Genomic DNA, 15,729 nt, shown 5'->3' on the forward strand with positions numbered 1-15,729 from the left:
CCGTTTGTTGTCCAGCCTTCCCTTTGCCGCTGCCCAAATCGGCGTCGCCATCTGTCTGCGGATCAATTGCTCGAAAAAGTGCTCTGACCCCGAATTTAGGGGTGGAGCAGTTGCATCGGGCCGAACAGTTTGTGCATGCCTTCGTGGCCGATGAAGCTGAGGTTGTAGGGGTGTTCGGCGTGGATTTGCGGGAAGTTGTCGGCTTCCGGCACTTTCTTCAGTTGCTCGGCGATCTTGCCCCACAGGACCAGAGTCGGCTTTTCCTTGCACTCCCCCAGGGCCGCGAACACGGCGCGCTGGAATGGCAGCCAGGCGCGGGCGTCCACCACCGGGGCGACATGCTTGCGAAACACCAGCGAGGCATTCAGCAGCAGGAAGCCCTGCCCGACCAGCTTGTCCTGCAGCTCGGCCAGGGTCTGGATCGCGCCGCCTTCGCGCGCCGCTTTGGCGATCGGCGCCAGCGCCGCGCCGCCGGTATCGTCGATATTCAGTTGCCCATCCGCCACCAGCAGCATCTTCATGAAGTTGCGCAATGAAGTCGCGCGGTTGACCGGCTTCGACAGGCCCGTCTCCGACCACAGCTCGCCCACCGCGCCGTCCATGAAGCACACGCCGGTCGCACTTTCCGGGCGCGGATACGGCCCCTCCCCCACCAGCACGTAGCGCACCTTTTGCAGCGGCAAGGAGAAGGCCGCGAACAGGCGTCCGCCGGTCGGCAGGTAATCGTCTTCGGCCAGCGCCGGCAGGTAGGCCGGGTCGGCTTCCATCATGGCGCGCAGGCCGGCTTCCAGGTGCGGGCGCCAGGAGGGATCGGCAAGGCCCAGGGCGCCGAGGATGGCTGCGGGGATGGCGGTCGTCGGCATGGTCGGATCGGCAAGCTGAAAAGGACGCAGATTGTAGCCGACCGGGCCGTACCCAAGAGCGCGCACCGTCTTTTTTTGCGGACTGTTCCGCGCGTCAAGCTCGCGTCCGGGTTTCGAAAAACGGTGCATCATCGCCCGCATCTTGCAACCCACAGGAGAGCCTCATGCAAACGATCCAGGATGTGATGACCCGCGACGTGCAAAGCATCTCGCCGCAGGAAACGATACAGCGCGCCGCCCAGATGATGGATGAGCTGAACGTCGGCTCGATTCCCGTGCTCGACGGCCAGAAGCTGGTCGGCATGATCACCGACCGCGACATCACCGTGCGCGCCACCGCCGCCGGCCAGGCGCCGGGCAGCACCCGCGTCGGCGACGTGATGAGCACCGACGTGCGCACCTGCTCGCCCAACCAGACCGTCGACGAAGTGCTTGGCCAGATGGGCGACGTGCAGATTCGCCGCGTCCCGGTGATCGACGAAAAGTCGCAGAAAGTGGTCGGCATCGTCTCGATGGGCGACATGGCGACCAAGCACTCGGCCGGCATCGACCACGCGCTGGAAGAGGTGTCGACGCCTTCCGAGCCGGACCGCTCGACGCTCGGCTCGCAGACCCGGCACTGAGCCGAAACTGAGCGCGCCAGCCGGCCGCAGATTATTCCGCGTCCGGCTGGTTCGAAGGATGGGCCGCGACGAAGGCCGGCATCGCGCTGCAGGCCGCGTTGATGCGCGCAATCGTCGGATAGGCGGCGATATCGATCCCGTTGCGCTGCGCATTGAAGACCTGCGGCACCAGGCAGCAGTCGGCGATGGTCGGCGTGTCGCCGTGGCAGAACTGGCCGGCATCCGCATCGCGCGCCAGGTGCTTCTCGAGCGCCTCCAGGCCGCCGACCAGCCAGTGGCGGTACCACTCCGTCTTCTGCTCTTCCGACAGGCCCAGGTCGCGCACCAGGTAGCGCAGCACGCGCAGATTGTTCACCGGATGGATGTCGCAGGCGACGATCTGCGCCAGCTCGCGCACGCGGGCGCGCCCGATGGCGTCCGCCGGCATGATGGGCGTCTGCGGATAGGCTTCCTCCAGATACTCGAGGATGGCGACCGACTGCGTCAGCGTGATCCCTTCATCGACGAAGGCCGGCACCAGCCCGCTCGGATTGATCGCACGGTATTCGTCCCGCAGCTGTTCGCCGCCGCCGCGCAGCAGGTGCACCGGAATCGCTTCATAAGCCAGGCCCTTCAGGTTCAGCGCGATGCGGACCCGGTACGCGGCCGAGCTGCGGAAATAGGTGTAGAGCTTCATGCCTTGCTCCCGTGATTGTGCGCGCGAGCGTGGTAACGGACGACTTCCTGGTCGATGGTGCCGAAGATGCTCGCGCCGTTTGCGTCCAGCATCTCGATGCGGACCGTGTCGCCGTAGCGCAGGAAAGGCGTCTGCGGCGCGCCCTGCTCGATGGTCTCGTACATGCGCAGCTCGGCCAGGCAGCAGTAGCCGACGCCGCCGTTGGCGATGCTGGAGCCGTGCAACCCGCCCTGCTTGTTCGACACCGTGCCCGAACCGATGATGCTGCCGGCCGCCAGCTCGCGCGTTTTGGCGGCATGCGCGACCAGCTGGGCGAAGCTGAAGGTCATGTCGTCGCCGGCGTTCGGACGGCCGAAGGGCGCGTCGTTGAGCGTGACCTGCAATGGAAGGCACAGCTTGCTGTCGCGCCAGGCATCGCCCAGCTCGTCCGGCGTCACCGCCACCGGCGAGAAGGCGCTGGCCGGCTTTGACTGGAAGAAGCCGAAGCCCTTTTCCAGCTCCTTCGGGATCAGGTTGCGCAGCGAGACGTCGTTCACCAGCATCACCAGGCGGATCGCGCCTGCTGCCTGCTCGAGGCTGGCGCCCATCGGCACGTCGCCGGTGACGACCGCCACTTCCGCTTCGAGGTCGACGCCCCAGTCCTCGGACAGCACCGCGATCGGGTCGCGCGGGCCGACGAAGGAATCCGAGCCGCCCTGGTACATCAGCGGATCCTGGTAGAAGGACGGCGGCACCTGGGCGCCGCGCGCCTTGCGCACCAGCTCGACGTGGTTGATGTAGGCGGAACCGTCCGCCCACTGGTAGGCGCGCGGCAGCGGTGAGGCGCACTCTTCTTCCAGGAAGGAGTCGGCGTCCTGGGCCACGCCCTGGTTCAGCTGCTCGTACACCTGCTGCAGCTTCGGCGCGACGCGCTCCCAGTCGTCCAACGCGGCCTGCAGGGTGCGCGCGATGTTGGGAACGGCCTGGCAGGTGACGAGATCGCGGCTGACGACGACCAGGGTGCCGTCGCGGCCGCCGGCTTTCAGGGTGGCGAGTTTCATGGGATTCCTCAGCGATTGAATGATGTCCAATTAAAAATGAAAACGGACTATCATACAAACAATATTTTTCGCCCTATTTATCGGATTATCTGATGAATCCAACCCTGCGCCAGATGCGCGCTTTCATCGCCGTGGCCAAAACCGGTAACTTTACGCTTGCGGCGCAGTTCCTGCACGTCACACAATCCGCATTGTCCGGTTTGATCAAGGAACTCGAACAAACGCTGGGCGCCCGCGTGATCGACCGCAGTACGCGCCGGATCGCCTTGACGGAAATGGGCAACGAGCTCTATCCCTTATTCAACCAGATGATCGACGATCTCGACCGCGCGCTGGCGAACGTCGCCGATCATGCCCAGCTGAGAAAGGGCGTCGTGCGGATCGCCGCGCCCCAGCTGATGGCCTGCACCCTGCTGCCGCAGGCGATCGCGGCCTGGCGCGAACGCCACCCGGACGTCAAGGTCAGCCTTGCCGACAGCGGGGTCGAGAATGTCACGGCGCGGGTGCTGTCCGGCGAAGTCGACTGCGGCATCGCCCCCGAGCGCGACGAGACACCCGAGCTCGACGCCCGCCTGCTGCTCGACATGCCCTTCGAAGCCGTGATCCCGCCGGATCATCCGCTGGCGGGCCGCAAACGGCTGGCCTGGAGCGACCTGGCCGGCTACCCCTTCATCTCGCTGCGCGGCCAGTTCACCGAGCGCCTGCTGGCCGACATGGGCGAAGCGCTGCGCGAAGCGACATTGAAACCCGAGCACGAGGTCAACTTCATGACTACCGCGCTGGCGATGGTGGCGGCCGGCCTCGGGGTCACGGTCTGCATGCCCTACGCGGCGGCGCTGGTGCAGCGCTACGGTCTGCTGAGCCGGCCGCTGGAAGCGCCGGTGCTGACGCGCCGCTTCTACATCTATACACGCGGCCAGCGTTCGCTGTCGCCGGCGGCCGAGGCCTTTGTCGCGCATCTGGAAGAGTACGTCGGCGGCGGACTGCCGCGCCAGTCGCTAGAATAGCGGCATGTCCTTCAATACCATCGCCATCAACCGGGCCATGGACCGCTTCGACAGCCACGCCAGCGTCTGGCTGTTCGGCTACGGTTCCCTGATCTTCAAGGCCGACTTCCCCTACCTCGAGCGCCGTCCCGCCCACATCGGCGGCTGGACCCGGCGCTTCTGGCAAGGTTCGCACGACCACCGCGGCACCGAGACCGCGCCCGGCCGGGTCGTGACCCTGGTGCCGCAAACGGACGCCGTCTGCCACGGCATGGCCTACCTGGTGACGCCCGAGGAATTCGCCCACCTCGACTACCGCGAAAAGAACGGCTACCTGCGCCTTGCCACCGACATTCATTTCGAGGACGGCAGCGCGACCGAGGGCCTGGTCTACATCGCCACCCACGAGAACGCGGCCTACCTGGGCCCGGCCAGCGAGCGCGATATCGCGCGCCAGATCGCTGCTGCCTGCGGCCCGAGCGGCCCGAACAGCGAATACCTGCTGGAACTGGCCAAGGCCTTGCGCGAACTGGGCAAGTTCGACGAGCACGTGTTCGAGATCGAGCGCCATCTGGCTGCCTTTCTAGGCTAAGCTCGGAACTCGATTCGACACGGAGACAACGATGCAGGAAGCACCGCGCCCGCCCTCGGCCAGCGAACTCGATGAAGACACGCTCGCCTTCGTGCGCCGCGTATTCGGTTTCGCGCGCGCCGGCGAAGCCGCCAAACTGGCCACCCTGCTGGACCAGGGCCTGCCGCCCAACCTGCGCAACGAACGCGGCGACAGCCTCTTGATGCTGGCCTGCTATCACGGCCACCACGACGCCGCCAAAGTCCTGCTGGAACACGGGGCCGATCCGGAAATCATGAACGACGCCGGCCAGGCCCCGCTGCACGGCGCCGCCTTCAAGGGCGATCTGCAAGTTGCGACGCTGCTGCTGGACCACGGCGCCGCCGCCGACAGCGCCGGCCCGAACGGCAAGACGGCGCTGATGTTCGCCGCCATGTTCAACCGCAGCGACATCGCCCGGCTGCTGCTGGCGCGCGGCGCAGACCCCTTCCGCCTGGATGCCGACGGCGTGTCGATGCTGGATGCGGCCCGCAAGATGGGGGCGATGGATACGCTGGAACTGCTGGCGGCCGTGACGAACGAACGTTAAGCTGCGGCCTGCGCCGCCGGCTGCGGACAGATGCGGTCCCGCCCGCCTTGCTTGGCTTCGTAGAGCATGGCGTCGGCGCGCAGGAAGAGCGCGTTCTCCGTCTGGCAGGCCGGATAGCCCGCCATGCCGCCGCTGAAGGAAAAGCGCCGCACGTCGCCGGCGCGGACTTCGAAAGGCAAGCCGCCGAAGGCGCGGCGCATCGCATCCAGCCGCGCCCAGCCCTCCTCCACCGTGCAATCCCAGAACACGACCACGAATTCCTCGCCGCCGAAGCGGCTGAGCAGGTCACGCTCGCCCAGATGGGCCGCCAGGCAGACCGCCAGGCGCTTGAGCACGATGTCGCCGAAATAATGGCCCCAGGTATCGTTGATGGTCTTGAACTTGTCGATGTCGATCACGCCGTAGGCCAGCGGACGTTCTTCCTGCGCCGCCTGGCGGATCAGTTCCTGGGCCTTCTGCTGCAGGCCGACCTTGTTGAGCAGGCCGGTCGCGCGGTCTTTCGAGATCAGATCCTTGCTGACGCGGATCTTGCTGGCCCGGTTGACCAGCTGGGCGCAGAGCAGTTCGGCACCGCCGGCGGGCAGCACTGCGTCGAAGCCGTTGGCCAGCGCGCGCTGCATCAGGGCGGCGTCGGGCTGGCGCTGCAGCAGCACGATCTCGCGCACCGGATCGGCTTCGATATTCTTCTTGAGCACGCGCGCCAGCGAATCGGTGCGGGCGAACTCGTCATCGCTGACCAGTACCAGGTCCGGCTGCAGCTCGCGCACCCGCAGGTGCAGGGTCTGGGCCTGGTCGTGCGGAATCAGCTCGATGCGCGCCTGGCGCAGGCAATTCTCATCCATATTGCCCATGTCGCCCAGGTGCATCAGGCGCACCATGTCGCCGCGCTTCTGCTGGACGAAGAGCTTGAACAGCTTGTCGACCAGAACGTCGTTGGCGATCGGCTTTTCGGCATAGGCCAGGCAGTGGCAGTCGACCAGCTTCTGCTGCAGCAGGTAGCGTCCGCCCTGGCGGCTGCTCTGCAGATAGACGTATTCCTTGCCGGCCGGCAGGCGCTGCAGCAGCTCGCCCAGCATCAGCGTCTTGCGGCTGTCCTGCATGTCCGACTGCATGTTGTGCAGGGCATCCAGGTCGATCACGAACAGGCCGTTGCCGGTGTCGCCCTCCACCGCCGCCACGAATTCGCTGACTTCGCTGAAGAAGGCCATGTCGAAGTCGTATTTGTGCGCGTGCAGGCGCAGCTCGGCCGCGTTGTCCTTGATGAAGAAATTTTGCGACAGGAGCAGCGCGCGATATTTATAAAGCGGGACGGGGCTTGGCATGTTGCAGGGTCCATCGGATGCAAAAGTTGCACGGATAACATACAAGGATATTGCCCTGAATGGTATAAAAAATGGAAACTTTTTTTGATGCCGCATCCTGACATGGCGCAACAACAACACCCGGACTATGCAATTCGGGTAGGCACTGGGGCCTGGCTGAGGTATTTCGGCTTCACCTCGCCGGTGAGCCAGACGCCGTTGTCCGATTGGTAGAAAGCAATGCCGTCCGCACGCATGCGCGCCGCGTCGACGCGCAGCATGGCGGGAAAACCATGGCGGGCGCCGACGCGCATGGCGGTCTGCACGTCGGCGGACAGGTGGACGTGATGACGCGCCCGGCCCGCAGCCCGGACGCCAGGATCGCCTTCAGGAAGCGGCTGGCCGTACCGTGGTAGAGCACGGCGGGCGGCTCGGCCTCCCTCAGCTGCAAGTCGACGGCGATGGAATGGCCCTGCCTGGCCCGGATGCGGCTGCCGTCCTCGCTGAAGGCGAAGCGCTGCTTATCGTTGCCGGCGACCACGCGCTCGAGCAGCGCGCGGTCGAGCGGCTTGCCGTGGGCGGCCAGGCAGGCCAGCAGTTCGTCGACGTCCGCCCAGCCGTGGGCGTCCAGCGTCAGGGCTATGCTGTCCGGGCGGTGGCGCAGTACGTAGCTGAGCAGCTTGCTGGTGGCGACGACGGGGTCCTTCATGGACCGAGTATAGGCCGGCCGCAGCCGGGCCCGTATTACACGACGCCTTCGATCACGCGCCGGACCTGCAGCGCGCGCTCCTCGACGCTGCCGCTGACCAGGGTGTAGGGAATACCGCGCGCTTCCAGGTCCTTCAGCACCAGCTGGTGGATGCGTCCGCGCCAGGCTTCGTTCTCGCGCGCGGACTGCTCTTCGTAGGGAATGTCGTCGGCGCAGACGAAGGTATGGGTGTAGCGCTCGCGGCACTCGTCGGCGCAACGCAGCAGCTCGGCCGGCACCGGCTCGGTGACCTGGCCGAATTCCAGGCCCAGCAGCAGCGTGGTCAGGGCATTCGTGTCGACGAACAGGTAGCGCCTGGCATAGGGCATCTGCTCGTCCTCGGCTTCGCGGTGGCGCAGGGCGATATCGACGTAGTCGTCCGCGTTCAGCTGGCCCTGCTTGTCTTCCCAGATGTAGCGGCCGATCTCGGGCACGGCAACGCTGCCGTACTGGCGCGCGAGGTACTCGCACAAGGTCGACTTGCCGGTCGATTCCGCGCCGACGAACACGACCCGCTTGACCTGCCCTGCTGTGCTGCTGCCCTGCTCTTCCATATGCATCCCGTGATCGAAATACCTGCTTGCTAGTGCCGTCCAGAAAGACGAGAGCGCCATCCTAGCCGACGGCGGCGCCCTCCACAAGACGCCAGCCCGGGATCGCCCGCCCGGTCAGAACAAATCCAGCTGCGGACTCGCCTTGGTCTTCTTGCTGGCCGGCTTGCCGCCCCCTTCAGCCGCCGGCGCCCCGCCGAACAGGTCCAGCTGGGTGACGTCCTCGTCGCGCCGCTGGCAGGCAGCCGCCGAGGGCACCACCAGCGGCCGGCGGAACTGCTCGCCGTTCATCTTGCTGAAGCGGCCATTGTAGCCATCCATGCCCAGGCGTTTGATGGCCTTGGTAAAGCGCTGGCGGATCAGGTCGGCCCAGATGCCTTCGCCGCTCATACGCTTGCCGAACTCGCTGTCATATTCCTTGTTGCCGTGCATATCCTTCATGCGGTTCAGCACGCGTTGCGCCCGGTCTGGAAAATGAGCGTACAACCATTGATGGAACAAGGGGTTGACCTCCCACGGCATGCGTAACACCGTGTAGTGGGCGCCAACCGCGCCCGCGTCCCTGGCGGCCTCGAGAATGCGCTCGATTTCCGGTTCCGTGATGAAGGGAATGATGGGCGCCACGCTGACGCTGACCGGGATGCCGGCGTCCGTGAGGGTGCGGATCGCGCGCAGGCGGCGTGCGGGCGCTGCCGCGCGCGGCTCGAGCGTCCGCGCGATCTCGCCGTCCAGGGTCGTGAGGGTGATGGCGGCGGCGGCCAGGCCTTTCTCGGCCATCGGCGCGATCAGGTCGATGTCGCGCTCGATCAGCGCCGACTTGGTGATCAGCCCATATGGGTGATTGCACTCGCCCAGCACCTGCAGTATTTCGCGCGTGATGCCGCGCTCGCGCTCGCAGGGTTGATAGGCGTCCGTGTTCACGCCGATGGCGATGCTCTCGGGCACGTAGCCGGGCTTGGCCAGTTCGCGGCGCAGCAGGTCGGCCGCATTCACCTTGGCGAAGATGCGGCTCTCGAAGTCCAGCCCCGGCGACAGGCCGAGGTAGCTGTGCGAAGGCCGGGCGAAGCAATAGATGCAGCCATGCTCGCAGCCCCGGTAGGGGTTGATCGAGACATTGAAGGGAATGTCCGGCGAGGCGTTACGCGTCAGGATGGTTTTGGCGAACTCATCCGTAACGATGGTCTTCGGCGGCGCCGGCTCGTCCGTCTTCAGTCCCGGAACCGTCCAGCCGTCGTCGAAACGCTCGCGGCCGTGGACTTCGTAACGGCCCTGGAGGTTGGACACGGCGCCACGGCCCTTGTGCGGCGTCAACGGCCGCGGAGGGATCATGACCTGCCCTTGCAATTCCACGTCTTCAGCCCAAGCTTGTTGGCGATTCACTATGGCGCTCCCGAGTACTGTATGGATATACAGTATCGTACACCCGCTTTACTACGGGTTCAAGCGCGAAATCGCTGGGATTGTTGTTCCACAAACCCGTTGAAGCTCTCGAACAACGGTGCGTAGTGTTCGGGCCGCTTTTCCAGTTGCGAAAGTGCAAATGCAGCCGCTTCCAGTGAGGACAGCTGGTCCGGCGCATGGGCCTTGCGAATCCGATAAGCCGAGGGTGGCAAGTCCTGCAGGGTTAGGCGCGGCAGGGCTTGCAGTGAGGAATTAAGGTAGAGCATCTTGCGGCTCTTACGCCAGGTGGCGTCGAGCAGCACCAGGCGCAGCATCTCCGGCGCGCTCAGCAGCGAAGGATCGAGCACAGGCGGCGCCGGCAGCCCGAGCTCGGCCTCGCCCGCCGTCTGCGGATATAGCAGCAGCGGCATGCGCTCGTCCGCATGCAGGGCCGCATCCAGTTCCGTCAAAGGAAACACCGCGCCCACCAGCAGCCGGCTGGACGGCAGACACAGGTGCAGCAGCCGCGCACTGTTCTTGGCGTTGTGCACCTCGAGCGGATGTTGCAGGACCAGCAGCTCGACCTGGCTGGCCAGCGGAGTCACGAAGCGGCAGATGCAGGCGCTCTGTGCTCGCAGGCAGGCGGCGCAGGTCGGGCGGCGGGATTCGGATGTCGTCATGGGCGGCGATTGTACCCGCGCGCCTCGCACATCGAACTCAGAAGCTCCCGCCGACCCGCTCCCCGCGCGGCGGCATGTTGTCCGGCACCGGCACCGGCGGATCGTCCTTGCGCAGCGGCTTCAGGGCGCCGGCCCAGTGCACCACCTGGTCCAGCATGGTCTCGACCGCGCGCTCGTGGTGCTCGGCCGGGTCGAAGGTCGTGAAATTCTCGAAGTCGGTGAACAGCGACAGCATGACCTGGGCGCGCACGTCGGCCACCATCAGCTCGCCCATCACCAGGCGCAGGCTCTCGATCGCGCGCGCGCCGCCCGCGCTGCCGTAGCCGACGAAGCCTGCCGCCTTGTTGTTCCACTCCTTGTACAGGAAGTCGATCGCGTTCTTCAGCGCGCCCGAGGTGCCGTGGTTGTACTCCGGCGTGACGAACACGAAGCCGTCGAACTCGGCGATCTTCGCCGCCCAGGCTTTCGTATGCGGCTGCAAATACTGGCCCATCGAAGGCGGCACCGGCTCGTCCAGCAGCGGCAGCTGGAAATCCTGGATGTCGACCAGTTCGAAGGCGGCGTCGCCGCGCGTGCCCGCGCATTCCATCACCCAGCGCGCCACGTCCAGCGCCTTGCGTCCGGGGCGGGTGCTGCCCACTATCACTGCAATGTTGATCATGCCAGCCTCCGTTTATTTAAAAAAATGTTTTAAATCGTTTAGTCGATTCTAGTCAGTGCTCCTTCGACAGCGCGCCCGATATAGCGACCTGGAGCGTCTGACAGAGCCCAGGGCAAGGCGCACCGGCGAAGACAGTACGCTAGTACGGCGAGACGGGTGCAACGCCGCCATGGACTCTGTCAGACGCTCCAGGCCAGCCGCCGCCCAGCGCGCGATACAAGTCCACGTGCGCGGCCAGCCAGCTGGCGCGCAGCTGCAGCACGTTGGTCTCCGCGCTGAAGGCATTGCGCTGCGCGTCCAGCTCTTCCAGATAGGACGAATAGCCGTTGCGGTAGCGGTTGTGGGCGATGCGCAGCACCTCGGCGGTGGCGACGCGGCGCGCCTCGGCCTGTTCCAGCTGCTCGCGCAGGCGCTGCACGGCCGACAAGCCGTTCTCGGTCTCGGCAAAGGCATTGCGCACCACGGATTCGTAGGCGAACACGGCGCGGTCGCGCAAGGACGCCGAGATCTCGGCCTGGGCGCGCAGACGGCCGGCATCGAAGATCGGCGCCAGCACGCTGCCGCCCACGCTCCACAGCGTGGTGCCGGAGCCCAGCAGGTCCGGCAGGCTGTGCGCGTAGCCGCCGACCGAGGCGGTCAGGCGCAGCGAAGGCAGCATCTGGTCGCGCGCCGCGGCCAGGCTGGCGTCCGCGGCGGCGATGCTGCGCTCGGCCTGGGCGATGTCGGGGCGGCGGCGCAGCAGTTCGGACGGCAGGCCGGGCGCGATGCCTGGCGGGCGCAAGCTGGTCAGCTCGGCGCCGCGCGCCACCGGGCCGGGGCTGGCGCCCACCAGCAGGTTCAGCGCGTTTTCCTGCTGGGTGATCGAACGCTCCAGCTGGGGCACGACGGCGGCCGTGTTGCGGTACTCGGCTTCGGCCTGGGACAGCTCCAGGCGCGAGCTGTAGCCGACCTCGAACTGGCGCCGCGCCAGCGCCAGCGAGCGCTCGCGCGATTGCAGGGTCTGGCGGGCCAGCGCCAGCTGGGCGTCCAGCCCACGCAGGTTCAGGTAGCCGGATGCGGTGCTGGCCGCCACCGACAGCGCCACCGCGTCCGCCGCCGCCTGCTGGGCCGCATAGTCGAAGCGCGCCGCCTGCGTGGCCGCCTCGAGCCGGCCCCACGGGTCGAATTCGTAGGCGGCCTGCACGTTGCCCGTGACCGCCGTCGATTCGACCGGCGTGCCCAGCGGCCCGATGGCGCGCGCCCGGGTCGGCCCCGCGCTCACCGACACGCTGGGTTCCTGGGCCGAGCGGGCCACGCGGATGCGCGCCTGGTATTCCTGCAGCCGCGAGCGCGCCGTGCGCAGGTCTCCGTTGTGCGCCAGGGCCTGCGCCACCAGGGTGTCCAACACCGGATCGCCGAAGGCCCGCCACCACTCCTGCTCGACGGCGGCGTTGGGACCGACCTGCAACGGCGCACGCCAGCCTGCCTGCACCTCGATCGTCGACGCAGGCCGCTCCTGCACCGGGATGCGGCAGCCGGCCAGCAGCAGCGCGGCCGCGCCCGAGGCCAGCGATAGGCGAACCACCCTGCTCATCGCTGCTGTCCTTGCGCAGCCGTATCGATGCTGGCCACCACCGACATGCCCGGCCGCAGGCGCGCCGCCAGTTCCTGGTTCGGGTCGATGCTGATGCGCACCGGGATGCGCTGGGCGATCTTGACGAAGTTACCGGTCGCGTTGTCCGGCGTGATCACCGAGAATTCGGAGCCGGTGGCCGGCGCGATCTGCTCGACGTGGCCGCGCATCTTCGCGTGGTTCAGCGCGTCGACGGTGAAGGTGACCGGCTGGCCCAGGCGCACCCCGGCCATCTGCGTCTCCTTCATGTTCGCTACCACCCACATGGTTTGCGGCACCAGGGCGGTCAGCTGGGCGCCGGCGTTCACGAAAGCGCCCAGGCGCACCGTCACCTGTCCCAGCTGGCCGTCGCGTGGGGCGAGGATGCGGGTGTTGGTGAGGTCGATCTCGGCCAGCTTCACGGCCGCCTCGGCGTTGCTCACCGCCGCCTCCAGCGAGGCGCGGTTGACGTCCACCGTGCGCAGGCTCTGGCGCGAGATCTCCAGCGCGGCGCGCGACTGCGCGGTCTGCGCCACCGCCTGCGCATGGGCGGCGCGCGCGGCATCCCTTTCGCGCGCGGACAGCGAGCCGTCGGCCGCCAGCTCCTCGACCCGGCGCAGGTCGGCCTGGGCGCGCTGGGCCTGGGCGCCGGCGTTCGCCACCGCCGCCTCGTTCTGGGCGATGGTGGCGGCCGCGCTCTTCTGGCTCTGGGCGAAATTGGCGAGCGCCGCGCGCTGGGCCGCCAGCTGGGCGCGCGCCTGCTCCTGGCGCTGCTGGTAGATGCGGTCGTCGATGCGCATCAGGAGCTGGCCCTGCTTCACGTGCTGGAAGTCCTGTGCGTCGACCTCGACCACGTAGCCGGACAGCTGCGGACTGATGATGGTCACCTGCCCGCGCACCGTCGCGTTCTCGGTACTCTCGATGGTGCTGCGGAAGGGCGGCAGGTCCCAGGCATACAGCACGATCAGCACGCCGATCAGCGCGATGAGCGCGAACACGGCGCCGCTGACGATGACGTGGCGGTTCGATTTTTGCTGCTCTTTGGTATTGCTAGTCGTGGTCTCGGCCATGGTGTCTTCTGCTTCAGCTGTTCATGATGGGCGGATTGCGGTGGCTGCGGCTTCCGGCTCGGGCGGATCGCCCACGGCGTTGGCGATCGGCGAATCGGTGACGGTGTCGCGCGCCGGCGCCACGGCGCTGGGTGCAGGCGCGGGCGCTGCGGCGGGCGGCGGCGCCACATACTTGAGCCACAACGCGCGCGCGAAAATCCAGACGGCCAGCACGGCGGCGAGGATGGCGATCGCCAGGAACACGTCGTTGTAGGCGAGGATGTTGGCTTCGCGGGTGGCGGTCTGCGTCAGCACCGAGATGCCCTGGCGCGTGCGCGAGGACGGATCGGCAAGAACCCGCCCGTAGGCCGCCCCGCCCTGCTGGATGCGGGCAGCCACCATCGGATCGAGGCTGCTGAGGTGGTCGGCCAGGTTCGACGAGTGGAATTTTTCGCGCATCACCTGCCAGGTGCCCAGCAGCGCGGAGCCGAGCAGGCCGCCGAGGTTCTGGGTCAGGCCGAACAGCACCGAAAAGGTGATCAGGTTGGCCGGGTTCGAAATCACCGCGCCCAACAAGGTGAGCAGCAAGGGCCCGAGGAAGAACACGCCGCCGAAGGCCAGCAGGCCCTGGCTGACGTACATCTCTTCGGGGCGCGTCAGGCTGTTGGCGTGCGAGTCGATCCAGGCCCCCAGCGCCATGATCAGGAGGGCGATCACCTGCGGCGCCATCAGGTGCTGCGGATTGAGGGTCAGCGCGGACATCGCGATGCCGAGCAGCGTCGCCAGCAGCACCACCAGGAACAGGGTCTGCAGCTGGTCGTTGTTCAAGCCCACCATGCGCAGGAAGCCGACCGCGCCCACGCTCTGCTCGGACAGCACCACGCGCACCAGGATCATGGCGATGAACAGGCGCGCGATCATGCCGTTGGTGAGCCAGCGCAGGTTCAGCAGCGGGTTCTTGCGATTGTGTTCGACGGCGACCGCCGCCAGGATCAGGACGATGGACACGGCCAGCGCCACGCCGATCCAGGGTTCCTGGGTCCACCACAGCACGCGGCCGAAGCTCAGGGCCGCGCACAGCAGCGCCATGCCGGGCGCGAACAGGGCAAAGGTGAGGAAGTCGGTCGGGCGGAAGGCCTTGAAGCGGTCGCCCGGCGGCAGCTTGAGCCACAGCACCGCGCCTAGCGTCACCAGGGTCAGGCCCAGTTCGAACACGTAGAGCCCGCGCCACTCGGCCACTTCCAGCAGCCGCGTCGAGAACAGATAGGCGATCGGCTGCGCCAGCTGCGAGATGCCGGTCGAGATGATGATCCCGCGCGGACGCCAGGCCTTGGTGAAGGACTGCAGCGTGTAGTACAGGCCGAGGGTGGACAGCGCCGCGCCGACCATGCCGTGCGCCGCCCGCACCGCGATCGCCGAGCCGAGGTCGTTGACGAACAGGTGGGCGAAGGTCACCAGCGCATACAGCACCAGGAAGAACTCGGTGAAGGCGCGCAGCCCGAACTGCTGGCGGAACTTCACCAGCAGCAGGTTCATCGAGACGTTCGTCATCACGTAGGCGGTCGGCAGCCAGGTGCTCTCGGCGGCAAAGGCGCCCAGCGTGCCCTGCAGGTTGACCAGGTTGACCGTCACCAGCGCATTGCCGAGGCCGCCGGTCAGGGTGACCAGGGTCCCGACCAGGAAGAAGGCGATGCGGCGCGGCGTGGTGTGAGCGGGAAAGGACGGGCCGCCCGGCATGGTCGGCCGTTCGTCCGGGTGCCATTCGCGCGGGGCGTACTTGTCGCTCATGCGTTCTCCAGCACCTGTTGAAGCCGCTCCAGCACGCCGGCGGCCAGCGCGACTTCGCCGGGATCCAGCCGCGCCAGCGCCTCGCGCCGCAAGGTGTCGGCCTGCACCCTCACCTTCTGCTCGAGTTCGCTGCCCTGTTGCGTGAGCACCACCAGCTTGACGCGGCGGTCCTGACTGCTCGGAATCCGTTCGATCAGCCCGGCCGCTGCCAGGCGGTCGATGGTGGCGACCAGGGTTGCGCCGTCCACGCCCAGCTGCTGGGCCAGCGCGGTCTGCGAGGGCGGGCGCGCGTCTTCGGCGCCGGCGGCGCGCTGCATCTCCGCCAGCGCGGCAATGGCGCTCCACCCGGCCGCGGTCAGGCCGCAGGCCTTGAGCTGGCGTTCGAGCGCCTTGTGCCACGCGCGCCCGCCCGCCTGCAGAGCCTGGGTGAATCGCTCACTGATGTGTTCGCTCAGCCGTTCATCCGGAGTAAGCATAGGCCACCAAATCGTTGGACGACCAAATTATCTGCCTGTTCTGGCAAATGTGGCCACACGCGAAGATTTAATGCGCGAATTGGTTAAACGGATATTGCTCTCAGAAATTACAGTGCTTAAAATCAACTCATTCCGCTAAGCAATTGGTTTCAAACG

The 15,729-nt window shown here is 66.9% G+C and carries 17 protein-coding genes and 1 pseudogene; 4 read left to right on the top strand and 14 right to left on the bottom strand.

What is annotated here, in order from left to right; genetic code table 11:
- Window positions 1-95: 95 nt before the first annotated feature.
- Window positions 96-863, bottom strand: coding sequence for a uracil-DNA glycosylase family protein (locus tag AC07PE_RS01170; protein WP_498760819.1), 768 nt, complete (start codon window positions 861-863; stop codon window positions 96-98).
- Between the two features lie 164 nt (window positions 864-1,027).
- Between AC07PE_RS01170 and AC07PE_RS01175 the strand changes: the two genes are divergently transcribed.
- The gene (locus AC07PE_RS01175; protein WP_498760820.1) at window positions 1,028-1,486 is read left to right on the top strand and encodes a CBS domain-containing protein; all 459 of its coding nucleotides are present in this window, start codon (window positions 1,028-1,030) and stop codon (window positions 1,484-1,486) included.
- A 31-nt stretch (window positions 1,487-1,517) separates the two neighbouring features.
- Here AC07PE_RS01175 and maiA read toward each other — a convergent pair whose 3' ends face one another.
- Window positions 1,518-2,162, bottom strand: coding sequence for a maleylacetoacetate isomerase (maiA, locus tag AC07PE_RS01180; RefSeq protein WP_498760821.1), 645 nt, complete (start codon window positions 2,160-2,162; stop codon window positions 1,518-1,520).
- Complete coding sequence (locus AC07PE_RS01185; RefSeq protein ID WP_498760822.1) at window positions 2,159-3,202, bottom strand: fumarylacetoacetate hydrolase family protein; 1,044 nt, start codon at window positions 3,200-3,202, stop codon at window positions 2,159-2,161. The genes maiA and AC07PE_RS01185 overlap by 4 nt, the downstream gene beginning before the upstream one ends.
- 92 nt (window positions 3,203-3,294) lie before the next feature.
- Here AC07PE_RS01185 and AC07PE_RS01190 point away from each other — a divergent pair, with 92 nt between their 5' ends.
- The 3 genes from AC07PE_RS01190 to AC07PE_RS01200 are packed head-to-tail and all read left to right on the top strand — an operon-like array spanning window position 3,295 to window position 5,348.
- Complete coding sequence (locus tag AC07PE_RS01190) at window positions 3,295-4,209, top strand: LysR family transcriptional regulator (protein WP_498760823.1); 915 nt, start codon at window positions 3,295-3,297, stop codon at window positions 4,207-4,209.
- A gap of 4 nt (window positions 4,210-4,213) precedes the next feature.
- Complete coding sequence (locus tag AC07PE_RS01195; RefSeq protein WP_498760824.1) at window positions 4,214-4,780, top strand: gamma-glutamylcyclotransferase; 567 nt, start codon at window positions 4,214-4,216, stop codon at window positions 4,778-4,780.
- Window positions 4,781-4,811: 31 nt separating this feature from the next.
- Window positions 4,812-5,348 carry an ankyrin repeat domain-containing protein gene (locus tag AC07PE_RS01200; protein WP_498760825.1) on the top strand — a complete coding sequence of 179 codons (537 nt, stop codon included), beginning with the start codon at window positions 4,812-4,814 and terminating at the stop codon, window positions 5,346-5,348.
- On the opposite strand, the gene AC07PE_RS01205 is transcribed toward AC07PE_RS01200, so the two are convergent.
- The 11 genes and pseudogenes from AC07PE_RS01205 to AC07PE_RS01255 all read right to left on the bottom strand — a co-directional run bounded on the left by AC07PE_RS01205 (window position 5,345) and on the right by AC07PE_RS01255 (window position 15,573).
- Complete coding sequence (locus tag AC07PE_RS01205; protein WP_498760826.1) at window positions 5,345-6,670, bottom strand: diguanylate cyclase; 1,326 nt, start codon at window positions 6,668-6,670, stop codon at window positions 5,345-5,347. The two genes, AC07PE_RS01200 and AC07PE_RS01205, sit on opposite strands and share 4 nt — an antisense overlap.
- 125 nt (window positions 6,671-6,795) lie before the next feature.
- Window positions 6,796-6,963 (bottom strand): RNA 2'-phosphotransferase, encoded by a 168-nt coding sequence (locus AC07PE_RS01210; RefSeq protein WP_498760828.1) that lies wholly within the window; start codon window positions 6,961-6,963, stop codon window positions 6,796-6,798.
- 104 nt (window positions 6,964-7,067) lie between these two features.
- Window positions 7,068-7,358 (bottom strand): annotated as a pseudogene (locus AC07PE_RS01215) (RNA 2'-phosphotransferase); the annotation flags it as partial.
- A 35-nt stretch (window positions 7,359-7,393) separates the two neighbouring features.
- On the bottom strand, window positions 7,394-7,957 hold the full coding sequence (locus AC07PE_RS01220) for an AAA family ATPase (protein WP_498760829.1): 564 nt from the start codon (window positions 7,955-7,957) through the stop codon (window positions 7,394-7,396).
- A 108-nt stretch (window positions 7,958-8,065) separates the two neighbouring features.
- Window positions 8,066-9,277 carry a PA0069 family radical SAM protein gene (locus AC07PE_RS01225; RefSeq protein WP_498760830.1) on the bottom strand — a complete coding sequence of 404 codons (1,212 nt, stop codon included), beginning with the start codon at window positions 9,275-9,277 and terminating at the stop codon, window positions 8,066-8,068.
- 110 nt (window positions 9,278-9,387) lie between these two features.
- Window positions 9,388-10,008, bottom strand: a complete 621-nt coding sequence (locus AC07PE_RS01230; RefSeq protein ID WP_498760832.1) for a tRNA-uridine aminocarboxypropyltransferase — start codon at window positions 10,006-10,008, stop codon at window positions 9,388-9,390.
- 37 nt (window positions 10,009-10,045) lie between these two features.
- Window positions 10,046-10,669 (bottom strand): NADPH-dependent FMN reductase, encoded by a 624-nt coding sequence (locus tag AC07PE_RS01235; RefSeq protein ID WP_498760834.1) that lies wholly within the window; start codon window positions 10,667-10,669, stop codon window positions 10,046-10,048.
- 139 nt (window positions 10,670-10,808) lie between these two features.
- Complete coding sequence (locus AC07PE_RS01240; RefSeq protein WP_498760836.1) at window positions 10,809-12,242, bottom strand: efflux transporter outer membrane subunit; 1,434 nt, start codon at window positions 12,240-12,242, stop codon at window positions 10,809-10,811.
- Window positions 12,239-13,330: an HlyD family secretion protein gene (locus AC07PE_RS01245; protein ID WP_498760838.1), complete on the bottom strand. Its 1,092-nt coding sequence runs from the start codon at window positions 13,328-13,330 to the stop codon at window positions 12,239-12,241. Before AC07PE_RS01245 ends, AC07PE_RS01240 begins: the two co-directional genes overlap by 4 nt.
- A gap of 21 nt (window positions 13,331-13,351) precedes the next feature.
- Window positions 13,352-15,097 carry an MFS transporter gene (locus AC07PE_RS01250; RefSeq protein WP_498760840.1) on the bottom strand — a complete coding sequence of 582 codons (1,746 nt, stop codon included), beginning with the start codon at window positions 15,095-15,097 and terminating at the stop codon, window positions 13,352-13,354.
- A complete protein-coding gene (locus AC07PE_RS01255) occupies window positions 15,094-15,573 on the bottom strand; it encodes a MarR family winged helix-turn-helix transcriptional regulator (protein WP_498760842.1) in 480 nt (159 codons plus the stop codon). Before AC07PE_RS01255 ends, AC07PE_RS01250 begins: the two co-directional genes overlap by 4 nt.
- Between the last annotated feature and the right edge of the window lie 156 nt (window positions 15,574-15,729).

It is taken from the genome of Telluria sp. GW821-FHT07G12 (assembly GCF_059418525.1).